Below are 15,144 nucleotides of genomic sequence, written 5' to 3'. Positions count from 1 at the left end.
CGAAAACTTGCAATTCCTGCATGCTGGTACGGCAAATGGGGACGATTGCGCTAAAATCCAGCGCTGGCCGCTAATGTTCCACGAGATGCGGTGGTTTGCTCTAAAATATCGGGCTACACTGCGCAGGCATTGGATTGTTGTGCCAAAGATAACCGAGTGATTATGTCAAAGAAACTAACTGCCGACGCGACTGCCGCCGCTCCCGTCTCGTTTGAAGAAGCGATGGCGGAACTGGCACAACTGGTTGCACAAATGGAGGCGGGCCAACTGCCGCTGGAAGCGTCGGTGGCCGCCTATGCGCGCGGCACCGAGCTGGTGAAGTTCTGCGCCGTCCAACTGGAAAAAGTCGAATCCCAGGTCAAGGTGCTGGAAGGCGAGATGCTCAAGCCCTTCGTCGCCACCGGCGAGGGCGAACCATGAACGCCGCGTTCGAGGACTGGATGAAAACCGTGCAGGCCGGATCGGAAAACGATTTATCCGGTTTCCTGCCCGCCGCCGATGTGATCCCGTCCAGGCTGCACGAGGCGATGCGCTATGCGCTGCTCGGCGGCGGCAAGCGTGTGCGCCCGCTGCTGGTGTACGCCGCCGGCGCGCTGTTCGGCGCCGACGCCGCCACGTTGAGTCGCGCCGCCGCCGCCGTGGAAATGATCCACGCCTACTCGCTGGTGCATGACGACATGCCCTGCATGGACGACGACGCGCTGCGCCGCGGCAAACCGACCGTGCATGTGGCCTACGACGAGGCGACCGCGCTGCTGGTCGGCGACGCGCTGCAATCGCAGGCCTTCATGGTGCTGTCGCAAGCGGCCGACGTGCCGCCGGCGCGCTTGCTGGCCATGGTGCGCCTGCTGGCCACCGCGTCCGGCTCGGCTGGCATGTGCGGCGGCCAGGCGATCGACCTCGATAGCGTTGGCATCAGTCTCACGCTGGAACAGCTGGAGCAGATGCACCAGTTGAAGACCGGCGCGCTGCTGCGCGCCTCGGTGGTGCTGGGCGCGCTGGCCGGCAAGGATCTGACGGACGACGAATTGGGCGCGCTGAATGTCTACGCGCGCGCCATCGGCCTGGCGTTCCAGGTGGTGGACGATGTGCTCGACGCGACGGCCGATTCGGCCACGCTGGGCAAAACCGCCGGCAAGGACGCCGCCGATAACAAGCCGACCTATGTATCCATTCTGGGTCTGGAACCATCGCGCGCGCTGGCGGAAAAATTGCGGCTCGAAGCGCATGCAGCGCTCGCGTCGTTTGGAGAAAAAGCCCTGCGATTACGCGAACTCGCGGATCTGATCGTGCAGCGGAAGGCATAAATGAACTTGCTCGAAAAAATACATTCCCCGGCCGATGTACGCAAGCTGTCGTACAGCCAACTGACGCCGCTGGCGCATGAACTGCGCGCCTACCTGCTCGACTCCGTGTCCAAGACCGGCGGCCATCTGTCGTCCAATCTGGGCACGGTGGAGCTGACGCTGGCGCTGCACTACGTGTTCAACACGCCGCACGACCGCATCGTCTGGGACGTGGGCCACCAGACCTACTCGCACAAGATCCTCACCGGCCGGCGCGACAAGATGCACACGCTGCGCCAGCTGGGCGGCATTTCGGGCTTCCCGAAACGCGACGAATCGGAATACGACACCTTCGGCACCGCGCACTCGTCGACCTCGATCTCGGCGGCGCTGGGTATGGCGCAGGCGGCCAAGATCAAGGGCGAGCATCGCCACGCCATCGCCGTCATCGGCGACGGCTCGATGACCGCCGGCATGGCGTTCGAGGCGCTGAACAACGCCGGCGTGCAGGAAGACGTGAACCTGCTGGTGATCCTCAACGATAACGACATGTCGATCTCGCCGCCGGTGGGCGCGCTGAATCGCTATCTGGCGCGGCTGATGTCGGGCCAGTTCTACGCCGCCGCCAAGAATGTCGGCAAGTCGGTGCTGCCCGGCCCTGTGCTGGAGCTGGCGAAGAAGCTGGAGGAACACGCCAAGGGCATGGTGGTGCCGGCCACGATGTTCGAGGAATTCGGTTTCAACTACATCGGCCCGATCGACGGCCATGATCTGGATTCGCTGATCCCCACGCTGCAGAACATCAAGAACCTGAAGGGCCCGCAGTTCCTGCACGTGGTGACCAAGAAGGGCCAGGGCTACAAGCTGGCCGAGGCCGAGCCTATCCTGTACCACGGCACCGGCAAGTTCAATCCCGCCGAGGGCATCAAGCCCGCCACCGCGCCTTCCAAGAAAACCTACACCGAAGTGTTCGGCGACTGGCTGTGCGACATGGCGGCCGCCGACCAGAAACTGGTCGGCATCACGCCGGCCATGCGCGAAGGCTCGGGCATGGTGCGCTTCAACCAGGAATACCCTGACCGTTACTTCGACGTCGGCATCGCCGAGCAGCATTCGGTGACCTTCGGCGCCGGCCTGGCCTGCGAAGGCCTGAAGCCGGTGGTGGCGATCTACTCCACCTTCCTGCAGCGCGCCTACGATCAGTTGATCCACGACGTGGCGCTGCAAAACCTCGACGTGACCTTCGCGCTGGACCGCGCGGGCCTGGTGGGCGCCGATGGCGCCACCCATGCCGGCAACTACGATCTGGCCTATCTGCGCTGCATTCCGAACATGGTGGTCATGGCCGCCTCGGACGAAAACGAATGCCGTCAGATGCTGACCACCGGCTACCACTACAACGGGCCGGCGGCGATCCGCTATCCACGCGGCGCCGGTGTTGGCGCGGCCATCCAGCCGGAGCTGACGACGATAGCAATCGGCCAGGGCGAGATCAAGCGCCAGGGCCAGAAGATCGCCATCCTGGCGTTTGGCTCGATGGTGGCGCCGTCGGTGGCCGCCGGCGAGACGCTGAACGCCACTGTCGCCAATATGCGTTTCGTCAAGCCGCTGGATGTGGCGCTGGTGAAGCAGCTGGCGGCCAGCCACGATTACTTCGTGACGGTGGAAGAGGGCTGCATCATGGGTGGTGCTGGCGCGGCCGTGGCGGAAGCGCTGGCGGCGGAAGGCATCGTCAAGCCGGTGCTGATGCTTGGCCTGCCGGACAAATTCATCGACCATGGCGACCCGGCCAAACTGCTGGCCGGCGTGGGGCTGGATGCCGCCGGCATCACCGCCACCATCAAACAGCGCTACCTCGGCGAAGAGCCGCGGCTGGTCGTCAACAACGGCTGATAGGGCTGATTGAGCGCGTCAGCCGCGCTGGCGTTCGTGCTGCCACAGCACGTCGCTGCCGCCGGCGTGACGGTTCAACACGCGCGACAACACAAACAGCAGGTCCGACAGGCGGTTGACATACTGGCGCGGCAGCGCGTGGATGGTCTCCGCCTTGCCCAGCGTGACGATGCTGCGCTCGGCGCGGCGGCACACGGTGCGGCACACATGCGCCTGCGCCGCCGCGCGCGAGCCGGCCGGCAGAATGAATTCCGTCAGCGGCGGCAGCGTGGCGTTGTAGCTTGCCAGCAGCGCGTCCAGCCGCTCGACATGCGCGTCCTTGATCATCTGGAAGCCGGGAATGCACAGCTCTCCGCCCAGATCGAACAGGTCGTGCTGGATGGTGACCAGTTCCTCGCGCAGATCGGCCGGCATGTCTTCGCACAGTAGCAGGCCCAGATGCGAATTCAGTTCATCCACCTCGCCGATGGCGGTGATGCGCGCGCTGTCCTTGTCGGTGCGGCTGCCGTCACCCAGGCCGGTGGTGCCGCCGTCGCCGGTGCGGGTGGCGATTTTCGAAAGTCGGTTGCCCATGTCTTATCCTTGAAGCGCCAGATTGGCGCGGCGTGGGTTGTACGGATCGAAGCCGGGTGTGTTCCAGAAGTTCTGGACGCCCTGTGATTCATACAGGCTGATTTCTTCCGGATACAGCGGAAACAGACCGGCCAGGAAGATGGTGCGGTCCTTCAGTTCGAACTTGATCTGCTCGTTGTTCAGAAACGCTGGACGGTGAACGAAACAGGCGTTCATCGCGCTGTCGCCCGACATCGGCTGCTGCATGGCGAATGACGACTCGTAGCCGAACGGCTTCTGGTTAAAGAACACTTGCGCCAGATAGCCGGCCGCGGTGCCCCACTTGCTGTCGCTGGTGTTCAGCGCGAAGCACAGCTCGGGCTTGCCGTATTGCCAGTCGGGGTGGCTGGCGCTGGACAGGCCCGCAGTGACCGCGGTCAGCATGCCCTTGGCCGGAAAATCCTGGAAATAGTAGATCAGCATGCGCGGCTGGTTCTCCAGCGTGATCTGCGCGATCGTCGCCTCCACGCCAAATCGTTTTTCCAGTGCCAGGAGCCATTCCCGTTCAAACTCTTTGTTCATATTCCGTTCCAGTGTGTGATGTAGCAGCGCTCCGAAGAATACAACAAATCGGCGGCGGATCTCGCCTCGCGACGGCGTTTGTGCTTACAATGGTCACATGAACAACGTTGCGGAGATGGGCGCTCGTCGGGCGCAGGTGGCTGCGGCGCTGCAGCAGGTGCTGCCGGCGCGCGCCGTGCTGTCCGCGCCGGAGGATACGCGGCCGTATGAATGCGACGGCCTGGCCGCCTATCGCCAGTTGCCGATGATCGTGGTGCTGCCCGACAGCGAGGCGCAGGTGCTGGCGGTGCTCAAGGTGTGCCGCGAACTGGGCGTGCCGGTCGTGCCGCGCGGCGCCGGCACCGGCCTGTCCGGCGGCGCGATGCCGATCGCGGCCGGCGTGGTGCTGTCGACCGCGCGCCTGAACCGCATCGTCCGCATGGATGCGTATGCGCGTACGGCGGTGGTGCAGCCGGGCGTGCGCAACCTGGCGATTTCGGAGGCGGCGGCGCCGCATGGCCTGTACTATGCGCCGGACCCGTCGTCGCAGATCGCCTGCACCATCGGCGGCAATGTGGCGGAGAATTCGGGCGGCGTGCATTGCCTCAAATACGGCCTGACCGTGCACAATGTGCTCCGCGTGCGGGTGGCCACCATCGACGGCGAGCTGGTGGAGCTGGGCGGCGAGGCGCTCGACGCGCCGGGGCTGGATTTGCTGTCGGTGTTTATCGGCTCCGAGGGCATGCTCGGCATCGTCACCGAAGTCACGGTCAAGCTGGTGCCCAAGCCGGCCGTCGCGCGCGTGATCATGGCGTCGTTCGACGAGGTGCTAAAGAGCTGTCACGCGGTGGCGGCGCTGATCGCCGCCGGCATCATTCCGGCCGGGCTGGAGATGATGGACCAGACCTCGTCGCGCATGGTGGAGCCGTTCGTCAAGGCCGGCTACGACACCGAGGCCGCCGCCATCCTGCTGTGCGAGGCCGATGGCACCGAGGAGGAAGTGGAAGAGGACATCGCGCGCATGACGGCGGTGTTGAATACGGCGGGCGCGATCGCCATCGCCGTGTCGCGCTCGGAGGCGGAACGGCTGAAGTTCTGGTCCGGCCGCAAGAATGCGTTCCCGGCCGCCGGCCGCATCTCGCCCGACTACTACTGCATGGACGGCACGATTCCGCGCAAGCGGCTGGGGCAGGTGTTGGCCGGTATCGCGGCGATGGAGGCCAAGTACGGCCTGCGCTGCGCCAATGTGTTCCATGCCGGCGATGGGAATTTGCATCCGCTGATCCTGTTCAACGCCAATATCCCGGACGAGTTTCACCGCGCCGAAGCCTTCGGCGCCGAGATCCTGGCGCTGTGCGTGGAAGTGGGCGGCACCATCACCGGCGAGCATGGCGTCGGCATCGAGAAGATCGATTCGATGTGCGTGCAGTTCGCGCCGGCGGAGTTGGAGGCGTTCTTCTCGGTCAAGCGCGGCTTCGATCCGCATGGCTTGCTCAATCCCGACAAGGCGATTCCCACGCTGCACCGCTGTGCCGAATTCGGCAAGCTGCGCGTCAGCGGCGGCGCCTTGCCGTTCCCTCACCTTGAGCGTTTTTGACGATGACCTCCATCGCCGACTTTTCCGACCGCATCCGCGCCGCCAGCGCCGCCCACGCGCCATTGCGCCTGCGCGGCGGCGGCACCAAGGACTGGTATGGCCAGTCGCTGAACGGCGAGGTGCTCGATACGCGCGGCTACAGCGGCATCATCTCCTATGAACCGACGGAGCTGGTGATCACCGCGCGTTGCGGCACGCCGCTGGCGGAGATCGAGGCTTTGCTGGCGCAACACCAGCAGATGCTGGCGTTTGAGCCGCCGCGCTTCGCCGGCGCCACCATCGGCGGCGTGGTGGCGAGCGCGCTGTCCGGCCCGCGCCGTGCCAGCGCCGGCGCGGTGCGCGATTTCGTGCTCGGCGCGGTGTTGATGGACGGTCGCGGGGAGGTGCTGCGCTTCGGCGGCCAGGTGATGAAGAACGTCGCCGGCTACGATGTCTCGCGCCTGCTGGCCGGCTCGCTCGGCACACTGGGCCTGATACTCGAAGTCTCGCTGAAAGTGCTGCCGGTGCCGGTGCGCGAAGCGAGCCTGCGTTTCGACATGAGCGAGATCGACGCACTGTCGCGGCTCAACACGTGGGCCGTGCAACCGCTGCCGGTATCCGCCAGTTGCTGGCATCAGGGTGTGCTGTCGCTGCGGCTGTCGGGCGCGGAGGCGGCGGTGACGGCGGCGCGGCGCCGGCTGGGCGGCGAGGCCGGCGACGACGCCTTGTGGGCGTCGCTGCGCGATCAGACCCACCCTTACTTCAGCGGAGGCGGCTTGTGGCGCATGTCGCTGCCGTCGCACGCCAGCGCGATCATTTTGCGCGGCGAACAACTGATCGAGTGGGGCGGCGCGCAGCGCTGGCTGAAGACCGATGACGCCGCGCAGGTGGACAGCATCCGCCGCACGGTGGCGGCGAGCGGCGGCCACGCGACGCTGTTCCGTGGCGGCGACAAGGGCGTGGGCGTATTTCATCCGCTGGCGCCGGCGGTGGCGAAGATCCATGCGCGCTTGAAGCAATCGTTCGATCCCGCCGGGATCTTCAATCCGGGGCGCATGTATGCAAACTAATCTGGCCGATTTCATCAAGCACACGCCCGAAGGCGAGGAGGCTGAGGCGATCCTGCGCGCCTGCGTGCATTGCGGCTTTTGCACGGCCACCTGTCCGACCTATCAGCTGCTGGGCGACGAACTGGATGGCCCGCGCGGCCGCATCTATCTGATCAAACAGGTGCTGGAAGGCTCGGCGGTCTCGGCCAGCACGCAGCTGCATCTGGACCGCTGCCTGACCTGTCGCAACTGCGAGACCACTTGCCCGTCCGGCGTGCGCTATGCACGGCTGGCCGATATCGGCCGCAAGGTGGTGGAGCAGCGCGTGGCGCGGCCGCTGGCGGAGCGCGTCAAGCGCAAGCTGCTGATCGAGGGGCTGACGCGCAAGACGGTGTTCGCCGCCGCGCTGCGCGTCGGGCAGATTTTCCGGCCGCTGCTGTCGCCCGCGTTGCAGGACAAGATCCCGCGCCGGCAGAACGCCGGCGCCTGGCCCGCGCGCGCGCATGCGCGCAAGATGCTGGCGCTGGAAGGTTGCGCGCAGCCGGCCATGGCGCCCAACATCAACGCCGCCACCGCACGTGTGCTCGACGCGCTGGGCGTGCAGCTGATCGTCGCGCCCAGGGCCGGCTGCTGCGGCGCGCTGCGGCATCATATGAACCAGCAGGAGGCGGCACTGGACGACATGCGCCGCAACATCGACGCGTGGTGGTCCTACGTGGAGAGCGGCGAGGTGGAGGCGATCGTCATGACCGCCTCGGGCTGCGGCGCGACGGTGAAGGAGTACGGCCATCTGCTGGCGCGCGATCCGGCCTACGCCGCCAAGGCGGAGCGGATCGCGGCGCTGACGCGCGACCTCAGTGAAATCATGCCGCAGTTCGAGCAGACGTTGGCGGAGCGCGCGCGGCCCGCCGTGGAAGGGCGGGTGGCATATCACCCGCCATGCACGCTGCAACACGGCCAGCAGATTCGCGGCAAAGTCGAAGGCGTGCTGCGCGCCGCCGGCATCGACGTGGTGCTGTGCGCCGACAGCCATCTGTGTTGCGGCTCGGCCGGCAGCTACTCGCTGCTGCAACCGGAGCTGTCGCTGCAACTGCGCGACCGCAAGCTGGAAAACCTGCGCGACACCGGCGCGGCGACCATCGTCTCGGCCAACGTCGGCTGCACCGCGCATCTGCAGTCGGGAACCGACACACCGGTGCTGCACTGGATAGAACTGATCGACCGCGCGCTACACTGACGCCAGCTCGTTGTGCAGGCTGACGATCGGTGGCAGGGCGGCGGCGGCCTGCCATACCGGCGCCGTGACAAAGCCCTCCACCCACGCCAGTACATCATGCGCCGGCATCGGCCGCGCGATGCCATAGCCCTGCACCAGATCGCAACCGAGGCGCATCAGCATCGCGCCATGCTCGATGGTTTCCACGCCCTCGGCGATCACGCCGCGGCCGAACGAGCGCGCCAGGCCGATCACCGCGCTGACCAGGTGCAGGTCGTCGCGGTCCACCAGCATGTTGCGCACGAAGCTCTGGTCGATCTTCAGCACGTCCGCCGGCAAGCGCTTGAGGTAGGACATCGACGAATAGCCGGTGCCGAAATCGTCCAGCGCAAAACTGATGCCCAGCGCCTGGCAATTGAGCATGATGCCGCGCACGTGGGCGATGTCGCTCAGCGCCGACGACTCCAGTATCTCCAGCTCCAGCCTGTGCGGCGGCACGTCGGGGAACTCGGCCAGGATCGCGGTGAGCCGCTCGACGAAATCGTGACGCTGGAAATGGCGCGCCGCGATGTTCACGCTGATCACCCAGTCAACGTCGAAGGCGCGCCACGACTGCAACTGCCGCAGCGCCTCGCGCAGCACCCATTCGCCGATATCGATAATGACGTCGGTGTGCTCGACGATGGGCAGGAACTCCATCGGCCCGACCACGCCGCGCGTCGGATGGTTCCAGCGCAGCAGCGCCTCCATGCCGACGATGCGGCCCTTGCGCATATCCAGCTTGGGCTGATAGTACAGCAGCAGCTCATTGCCGCGCACCGCGTTGCGCACCTCGGTGCGGCGGTTGTGGTGCGTGCGCACCTGTTCATCCAGGTCGGCGTCAAAGAAATGATGGCGATTGCGGCCGGTGATCTTGGCCTGGTACAGCGCCTGATCGGCGTGGCGCAGCAGGCTGTCGGCGCTGATGTCGTTGCCGGTGTAGACGGCGATGCCGACGCTGGCCGACATGCTCACCGCCTTGCCGTCGCAGAGGTAGTCGCGCGCCAGCGCGGCCATCAGCCGGCCCATCGCGTACTCGATGGCGGCGCGGTCGTTCAGCTCCGGCAGCAGCAGCACGAATTCGTCGCCGCCCAGGCGCGCCACGTAGTGACGCTGGCCGGCGAAGTCGTGCAGACGGCTGGCGGCCTGCTTGAGGATCTCGTCGCCCACCGCCTGGCCCAGGGTCTGGTTCACATGCTGGAAGTGGTCAAGGTCGAACAGGCACACGGCCAGCAGATGGCCGTGCTGCCGCGCGCGTTCCACCTCCTGCTCGAAACGCTGGGCCAGCGCGGCGCGGTTGGGCAGGCCGGTGAGAATATCGTGGTTGCTCTGCCACGAAATCTGCTGCATCAGCTGGCGGCGTTCGGTCAGGTCGCGGAACACCAGCACCGCGCCTTGCACCTTGCCCCCCGGCGTGCGGATGGCGTTGGCGGTGTACTCCACGGTGCAGGTCTGGCCCAGGCTGTTGCGCAGGCTCTGGTTGCCGGCCTTGACCGCTTCGCCGCCGGCATAAATCTGCTTCATCGCCTTCAAGAGCGCGTGCTGGCCGAAGTTATTCGCCAGCACAAACACCTGATGCAGCTCCATGCCGCGCGCGCGCTCCTCGGGCCAGCCGGTCAGCTGCTGCGCCACGTCGTTGATGGTGTCGATCTTGCCATGCAAATCGCTGGTGATGACGGCGTCGCCGATGGATGCCAGCGTCACCTCGATGCGGTCCTTCTCCACCTGCAGTTGCTGTTGGGCGAGCAGGGTGCGCGTCAGCTGCGCGCTCAGATCGTTCTGGCTTTGCTGCAGCTTATGCACCAGCGCCTGCACCCGCTGCGCCATGTGGTTGAAGGTGGTGGCCAGCACGCGCGCCTCCAGCGTGCCGCCGACCGGCAGGCGCACGGCGTGCTCGCCGCGTTGAAAGCGGTTGGTGGCGTCGGTCACGCGGCGCAGCATGCGCTGGTTGGCGAAGATCAGCCAGCCCAGCATGAGGTAGATAATGCCGACGTTGACCGCCGAGATCAACGCCTGCTGACGCACGTTGCGCCACACGCCGTTGAGCGGCTGCACCGGCTCGAAGCGCAAGGCCAGCCTGGCGTGGTTGAGGTCGACGGTGCGCTGGATGACGGCGAGCGGCGCGATTTGCGGGAACCACGCCGGGTACTGCTGCCCGGCGGGCCGGTCGCGCAGCGCTTCGAGATGGTCGCCGCCGTAGTCGAGCCGGGCGGCGATCAGGTCGGCGTTGAGCAGCAGCGCGCCGGCCAGGGCGGCGTTCAGGCTGGCGCGGTCCGGCGCCGCCAGCAGCGGCGTCAGCGTCTTGCGCAAATGCGCGGCCAGTTCGCCGGCATCGTGTTGATAGCGGGCGTTGGCGCAGGCGGTCTCGGCCTCCAGCATCAGATGGTAGCGCACGCTCACCACCATCGCGATGATCAGGAACACGGGCACAAACAACCTGGAGTATGTTCCCATGCGCAGCCAGGGCGACAGGATTTTTCCCATTAAGGACATAGCGACGGATTCGATTAGCAATGGCTGAAGGCCATTATTACCGAAAAGTTAACCGAAGGCATGTTTTTTAAAAAGCGTTTACGCTATTTAACCTTTGTGCTGGACATTCTGTTGCCGAAATCACTCAGCCAATAGCTTTTCGATATCGGCGATCAGCGCCTCCGGCTTGGTCGCAGGGGCGTAGCGGTTGTAGACGGTGCCGTTCTTGCGGATCAGGAACTTGGTGAAGTTCCATTTGATGCGCTCGGTGCCGAGGATGCCCGGCGCGTCCCGCTTGAGTTTCTGGAACAACGGATGGGCATGCTCGCCATTGACGTCGATCTTGGCGAACAGCGGGAAGCTGACGCCGTAGTTCTTTTCGCAGAAGGCGCCGATCTCGCCGGCGTCGCCCGGCTCCTGCGCGCCGAACTGGTTGCAGGGGAAGCCCAGCACCTCCACGCCGCGCTCGCGGAACTGCTGGTAGACCGCCTCCAGCCCCTGGTACTGCGGCGTGAAGCCGCACTTGCTGGCGGTGTTGACGATCAGCAGCACCTTGCCCCTGTACCGGGCCAGGCTGACCGGTTGGCCGTCGAGGCGGTCGGCGGCGATATCGAAAATAGTGTTCATCAGATCAGTCCCAAATGTGTGGTGCCGGCGGCCAGGTCGCGCTGCTGCGCGGCTTTGCCCTCCAGCTTGATGGCCAGGCGCAGGTCGTTGACCGAGTCGGCGTTGCGCAGCGCGTCCTCGTAGGTAATCAGGTCGGCCTCGTGCAGGTCGAACAGCGACTGGTCGAAGGTCTGCATGCCCAGCTCGCGAGATTTCTTCATCAGCTCCTTGATCTCGTGCACCTGGCCCTTGAAGATCAGGTCGGAGATCAGCGGCGAGTTCAGCAGAATTTCGATGGCGACCACGCGGCCCTTGTCGTCCTTCTTCGGAATCAGCCGCTGCGAAATCATGCCCTTGAGGTTCAGTGACAGGTCCATCAGCAACTGCTGGCGGCGCTCCTCGGGGAAGAAGTTGATGATGCGATCGAGCGCCTGGTTGGCGCTGTTGGCGTGCAGCGTGGCCAGGCACAGGTGGCCGGTCTCGGCGAAGGCGATCGCGTGGTCCATGGTGGCGCGGTCGCGGATCTCGCCGATCTGGATCACATCCGGCGCCTGGCGCAGCGTGTTCTTCAGCGCGGTCTCCCAGTCGTCGGTGTCGACGCCGACCTCGCGCTGGGTGACGATGCAGTTGTGGTGCGGGTGGACATACTCGACCGGGTCCTCGATGGTGATGATGTGGCCGTAGCTGTGCTCGTTGCGGTGGCCGACCATGGCCGCCAGCGTGGTCGACTTGCCGGAGCCGGTGGCGCCGACCATGATCACCAGGCCGCGCTTGGCCATCACCACGTCCTTGAGCACCGCCGGCAGGCCGAGGTCCGCCAGTTTCGGGATCTCCGAGGTGATGGTGCGCACCACCATGCCGACCGAGCTCATCTGCACAAACGCCGACACGCGGAAGCGGCCGATATCGCCGGGGCTGATGGCGAAGTTGGCCTCCTTGGTCTGCTCGAAGCCGGCGGCCTGCTTGTCGCTCATGATGGCGCGCGCCAGATCGAGCGTATGGGACGCGGTCAGCACCTGCGACGACACCGGCGTCAGCTTGCCATCGATCTTGATCGCCGGCGGGAAGCCGGCGGTGATGAACAAGTCCGAGCCCTGCCTGGCCAGCATCAGGCGCAGCAGGTCGAACATGAATTTAGAAGCCTGATCGCGTTCCATCGTGAGTCCTTAAGTACGGTGTCAGGTCTGACATTCGCACACGGGCTCAACTGCTCCGCAGTTGAGCCCGTGTGCGAATGTCAGACCTGACACCGGGTTTTTAGCCGGGGAAGTTGTCCGGTGATTTGGCGGCGGCGCGGGCGACGCTGCCGCTGATGAGGTTGCGGCGGACCAGGTCGGTCAGGTTCTGGTCCAGCGTCTGCATGCCGACGCTGCTGCCGGTCTGGATCGCCGAGTACATCTGCGCCACCTTCGCTTCGCGGATCAGGTTGCGGATCGCCGGCGTCGCCACCATGATTTCGTGCGCCGCCACGCGGCCCATGCCGTCCTTGGTTTTCAGCAGCGTTTGCGAGATCACCGCCTGCAGCGATTCGGACAGCATCGCCCGCACCATTTCCTTTTCATCGGCCGGGAACACGTCGACGATGCGGTCGATGGTTTTCGCCGCCGACGAGGTGTGCAGCGTGCCGAACACCAGGTGGCCGGTCTCGGCCGCCGACAGGGCCAGACGGATGGTTTCCAGGTCGCGCAGCTCGCCGACCAGGATGCAATCCGGATCTTCGCGCAGCGCCGAACGCAGCGCGTTGTTGAACGACAGCGTGTGCGGTCCCACTTCGCGCTGGTTGATCAGGCATTTCTTGGATTCGTGGACGAACTCAATCGGGTCCTCGATGGTCAGGATGTGGCCGTATTCGTTTTCGTTGAGGTGGTTGACCATCGCCGCCAGCGTTGTCGATTTGCCCGAGCCGGTCGGCCCGGTCACCAGCACCAGCCCGCGTGGCTTCAGCGCGAATTCGGCGAAGATCTTCGGCGCCTTCAGGTCTTCCAGGCTGAGGATGGTCGATGGAATCGTCCGCAGCACCGCCGAGGCGCCGCGCTCCTGGTTGTAGGCGTTGACCCGGAAACGCGCCAGGCCGGGAATGGCGAACGAGAAGTCGATCTCCAGCATTTCCTCGTAGAGCTTGCGCTGGCTGTCGTTCATGATGTCATAGATCATGCCGTGCACATCCTTGTGCGCCAGCGGCGGCAGATTGATGCGCCGCACGTCGCCATGCACCCGTATCATCGGCGGCAGGCCGGCCGACAGGTGCAGGTCCGACGCCTGGCTCTTGACCGAGAATGCGAGTAATTCTGAGATGTCCATTTATAATCCCTGTGCCCACCGCCCTAGGTGGTCTGTGATAACGACCTTACTCGATGATTATGTCCCCGATCCGCCAGAACTTGCAAGCCGTCACCGCCACAATTGTTGCCGCCACTCAAGAATCGGGACGCGCCCCGGATGCCGTGCGTTTGCTGGCCGTGTCCAAGACCTTCGGCCCGGAGGCGGTGCTGGCGGCGGTGGCGGCCGGCCAGCGCGCCTTCGGCGAGAATTATCTGCAGGAGGGGCTGGACAAGATCCGCGCCGTGCGGCAGGCCGGCGCCCCGGCGCTGGCGTGGCATTTCATCGGCCCGATCCAGAGCAACAAGACGCGCCCGATCGCCGAGCATTTCGATTGGGTGCACACGGTCGAGCGCGAGAAGATCGCGCAGCGGCTGTCCGAGCAGCGGCCGGCCGGCATGGCGCCGCTGCAGATTTGTCTGCAGGTGAATATCAGCGGCGAGGCCAGCAAGAGTGGCGTCGCGCCGGACGCGGTGGCGGCGTTGGCCCATCAGGTCGCCGCGCTGCCGCGACTGACCTTGCGCGGCCTGATGGCGATCCCCGAGCCGGCCGTCGAGTTTGAACAGCAGCGCGCGGCCTTTGCCCGCCTGCGCGTTTTATATGAGCAATTGCGGGCCGACGGCTTGGCGCTCGATACGCTGTCGATGGGCATGTCGGCCGACCTGCGGGCAGCGGTGTTTGAGGGCGCCACCATGGTGCGCGTCGGCAGCGCGATTTTTGGCGCACGAAACTACAACAAGGTTTGACAATGAACATTGCATTTATCGGCGGCGGCAATATGGCCGCGGCCCTGATCGCGGGGCTGGCCAACAAACTGACGGCCGGGGCCAACATCCATGTGGCCGATCCGAACGCGGCGGCGCTGGCGCGTCTCCAGCAACAATATGGCGTGAGCACGGCGGCGGCGGCCGACGCGGCGCTCGCCGATGCCGATGTGATCGTGCTGGCGGTCAAGCCGCAAAGCATGCGCGAGGTGGCGGCGCAGCTGCTGCCGTTCCTCACCGCTGCCAGGCAGCCACTGATCGTCTCGATCGCCGCCGGCATCCGTGGCGCCGACCTGTCGCGCTGGCTGGGCGGCTATGGCGCCATCGTGCGCTGCATGCCGAACACGCCGGCGCTGATCGGCAAGGGCATCACCGGCATGGTGGCGATGCCGGGCGTGAGCGCGGCGCAGCGCCAGACGGCGGACGCTATCCTGTGCGCCGTCGGCCCCACCGTGTGGCTGGACGATGAGCGCAAGATCGACGCCGTGACGGCGGTGTCCGGCAGCGGCCCGGCCTATGTGTTTTATTTCATCGAGGCGATGCAGCGCGCGGCCGAGGAAATGGGCCTGAGCGCTGAGCAGGGCAAGCAGTTGGCGCTGGCCACCTTCACCGGCGCCGCTGAGCTGGCGCAGCAGTCGAACGAGCCGGTGTCGCTATTGCGCGAGCGCGTCACCTCCAAGGGCGGCACCACTTACGCGGCGCTGACCAGCATGGAGGCCAGCGGCGTCCAGGGCGCCATCATCGCCGCCATGAAAGCCGCCGCCGCGCGCGGCCAGGAACTCGGCGACCAGCTCGGCGCCGCCTGAGCGTA

14 protein-coding genes are annotated in these 15,144 nt (G+C 65.7%); 8 read left to right on the top strand and 6 right to left on the bottom strand.

What is annotated here, in order from left to right:
- Window positions 1-162: 162 nt before the first annotated feature.
- From GTP44_RS05525 to dxs, 3 genes are read left to right on the top strand one after another with little or no spacing between them, the layout of a single operon-like run.
- A complete protein-coding gene (locus GTP44_RS05525; protein ID WP_160989562.1) occupies window positions 163-420 on the top strand; it encodes an exodeoxyribonuclease VII small subunit in 258 nt (85 codons plus the stop codon).
- A complete protein-coding gene (locus GTP44_RS05520; protein WP_161018641.1) occupies window positions 417-1,307 on the top strand; it encodes a polyprenyl synthetase family protein in 891 nt (296 codons plus the stop codon). Before GTP44_RS05525 ends, GTP44_RS05520 begins: the two co-directional genes overlap by 4 nt.
- Window positions 1,308-3,179 (top strand): 1-deoxy-D-xylulose-5-phosphate synthase, encoded by a 1,872-nt coding sequence (dxs, locus tag GTP44_RS05515; RefSeq protein WP_161018640.1) that lies wholly within the window; start codon window positions 1,308-1,310, stop codon window positions 3,177-3,179.
- Window positions 3,180-3,197: 18 nt separating this feature from the next.
- Here dxs and GTP44_RS05510 read toward each other — a convergent pair whose 3' ends face one another.
- Window positions 3,198-3,752 carry a cob(I)yrinic acid a,c-diamide adenosyltransferase gene (locus GTP44_RS05510; RefSeq protein ID WP_161018639.1) on the bottom strand — a complete coding sequence of 185 codons (555 nt, stop codon included), beginning with the start codon at window positions 3,750-3,752 and terminating at the stop codon, window positions 3,198-3,200.
- Window positions 3,753-3,755: 3 nt separating this feature from the next.
- The gene (locus tag GTP44_RS05505) at window positions 3,756-4,313 is read right to left on the bottom strand and encodes a suppressor of fused domain protein (RefSeq protein ID WP_161018638.1); all 558 of its coding nucleotides are present in this window, start codon (window positions 4,311-4,313) and stop codon (window positions 3,756-3,758) included.
- A 97-nt stretch (window positions 4,314-4,410) separates the two neighbouring features.
- Here GTP44_RS05505 and GTP44_RS05500 point away from each other — a divergent pair, with 97 nt between their 5' ends.
- From GTP44_RS05500 to glcF, 3 genes are read left to right on the top strand one after another with little or no spacing between them, the layout of a single operon-like run.
- Window positions 4,411-5,889: an FAD-linked oxidase C-terminal domain-containing protein gene (locus tag GTP44_RS05500; protein WP_161018637.1), complete on the top strand. Its 1,479-nt coding sequence runs from the start codon at window positions 4,411-4,413 to the stop codon at window positions 5,887-5,889.
- A gap of 2 nt (window positions 5,890-5,891) precedes the next feature.
- Complete coding sequence (glcE, locus tag GTP44_RS05495) at window positions 5,892-6,938, top strand: glycolate oxidase subunit GlcE (RefSeq protein ID WP_161018665.1); 1,047 nt, start codon at window positions 5,892-5,894, stop codon at window positions 6,936-6,938.
- Entirely contained in the window at window positions 6,928-8,154 is a 1,227-nt protein-coding gene (gene glcF / locus GTP44_RS05490; protein ID WP_161018636.1) for a glycolate oxidase subunit GlcF, read from the top strand. Before glcE ends, glcF begins: the two co-directional genes overlap by 11 nt.
- On the opposite strand, the gene GTP44_RS05485 is transcribed toward glcF, so the two are convergent.
- From GTP44_RS05485 to GTP44_RS05470, 4 genes are all read right to left on the bottom strand, one after another.
- Window positions 8,146-10,596, bottom strand: a complete 2,451-nt coding sequence (locus GTP44_RS05485; RefSeq protein WP_371867151.1) for a putative bifunctional diguanylate cyclase/phosphodiesterase — start codon at window positions 10,594-10,596, stop codon at window positions 8,146-8,148. The genes glcF and GTP44_RS05485 overlap by 9 nt on opposite strands.
- Window positions 10,597-10,785: 189 nt before the next feature.
- Window positions 10,786-11,271: a glutathione peroxidase gene (locus tag GTP44_RS05480; protein ID WP_161018634.1), complete on the bottom strand. Its 486-nt coding sequence runs from the start codon at window positions 11,269-11,271 to the stop codon at window positions 10,786-10,788.
- Window positions 11,271-12,407 carry a PilT/PilU family type 4a pilus ATPase gene (locus GTP44_RS05475; protein WP_161018633.1) on the bottom strand — a complete coding sequence of 379 codons (1,137 nt, stop codon included), beginning with the start codon at window positions 12,405-12,407 and terminating at the stop codon, window positions 11,271-11,273. The genes GTP44_RS05480 and GTP44_RS05475 overlap by 1 nt, the downstream gene beginning before the upstream one ends.
- Before the next feature lie 100 nt (window positions 12,408-12,507).
- Complete coding sequence (locus GTP44_RS05470; RefSeq protein WP_161018632.1) at window positions 12,508-13,551, bottom strand: type IV pilus twitching motility protein PilT; 1,044 nt, start codon at window positions 13,549-13,551, stop codon at window positions 12,508-12,510.
- Window positions 13,552-13,610: 59 nt separating this feature from the next.
- Here GTP44_RS05470 and GTP44_RS05465 point away from each other — a divergent pair, with 59 nt between their 5' ends.
- Both GTP44_RS05465 and proC read left to right on the top strand, forming a co-directional pair.
- Entirely contained in the window at window positions 13,611-14,315 is a 705-nt protein-coding gene (locus tag GTP44_RS05465) for a YggS family pyridoxal phosphate-dependent enzyme (protein WP_160989698.1), read from the top strand.
- Between the two features lie 2 nt (window positions 14,316-14,317).
- On the top strand, window positions 14,318-15,139 hold the full coding sequence (gene proC, locus GTP44_RS05460; RefSeq protein WP_161018631.1) for a pyrroline-5-carboxylate reductase: 822 nt from the start codon (window positions 14,318-14,320) through the stop codon (window positions 15,137-15,139).
- Window positions 15,140-15,144 lie beyond the last annotated feature (5 nt).

Origin of the sequence: Duganella lactea (assembly GCF_009857505.1) — a bacterium.
In the GTDB taxonomy this organism is placed as follows: Bacteria; Pseudomonadota; Gammaproteobacteria; order Burkholderiales; family Burkholderiaceae_D; genus Rugamonas; species Rugamonas lactea.
The sequence above is the reverse complement of the archived record's forward strand: the minus strand, read 5'-3'. Positions and strand labels throughout refer to the sequence as shown.

Coding starts and splice junctions, on each gene's coding strand:
- GTP44_RS05525 (WP_160989562.1), top strand. CDS start 163: ATGTCAAAGAAACTAACTGCCGACGCGACTGCCGCCGCTCCCGTCTCG.
- GTP44_RS05520 (WP_161018641.1), top strand. CDS start 417: ATGAACGCCGCGTTCGAGGACTGGATGAAAACCGTGCAGGCCGGATCG.
- dxs (WP_161018640.1), top strand. CDS start 1,308: ATGAACTTGCTCGAAAAAATACATTCCCCGGCCGATGTACGCAAGCTG.
- GTP44_RS05510 (WP_161018639.1), bottom strand. CDS start 3,752: ATGGGCAACCGACTTTCGAAAATCGCCACCCGCACCGGCGACGGCGGC.
- GTP44_RS05505 (WP_161018638.1), bottom strand. CDS start 4,313: ATGAACAAAGAGTTTGAACGGGAATGGCTCCTGGCACTGGAAAAACGA.
- GTP44_RS05500 (WP_161018637.1), top strand. CDS start 4,411: ATGAACAACGTTGCGGAGATGGGCGCTCGTCGGGCGCAGGTGGCTGCG.
- glcE (WP_161018665.1), top strand. CDS start 5,892: ATGACCTCCATCGCCGACTTTTCCGACCGCATCCGCGCCGCCAGCGCC.
- glcF (WP_161018636.1), top strand. CDS start 6,928: ATGCAAACTAATCTGGCCGATTTCATCAAGCACACGCCCGAAGGCGAG.
- GTP44_RS05480 (WP_161018634.1), bottom strand. CDS start 11,271: ATGAACACTATTTTCGATATCGCCGCCGACCGCCTCGACGGCCAACCG.
- GTP44_RS05475 (WP_161018633.1), bottom strand. CDS start 12,407: ATGGAACGCGATCAGGCTTCTAAATTCATGTTCGACCTGCTGCGCCTG.
- GTP44_RS05470 (WP_161018632.1), bottom strand. CDS start 13,551: ATGGACATCTCAGAATTACTCGCATTCTCGGTCAAGAGCCAGGCGTCG.
- GTP44_RS05465 (WP_160989698.1), top strand. CDS start 13,611: ATGTCCCCGATCCGCCAGAACTTGCAAGCCGTCACCGCCACAATTGTT.
- proC (WP_161018631.1), top strand. CDS start 14,318: ATGAACATTGCATTTATCGGCGGCGGCAATATGGCCGCGGCCCTGATC.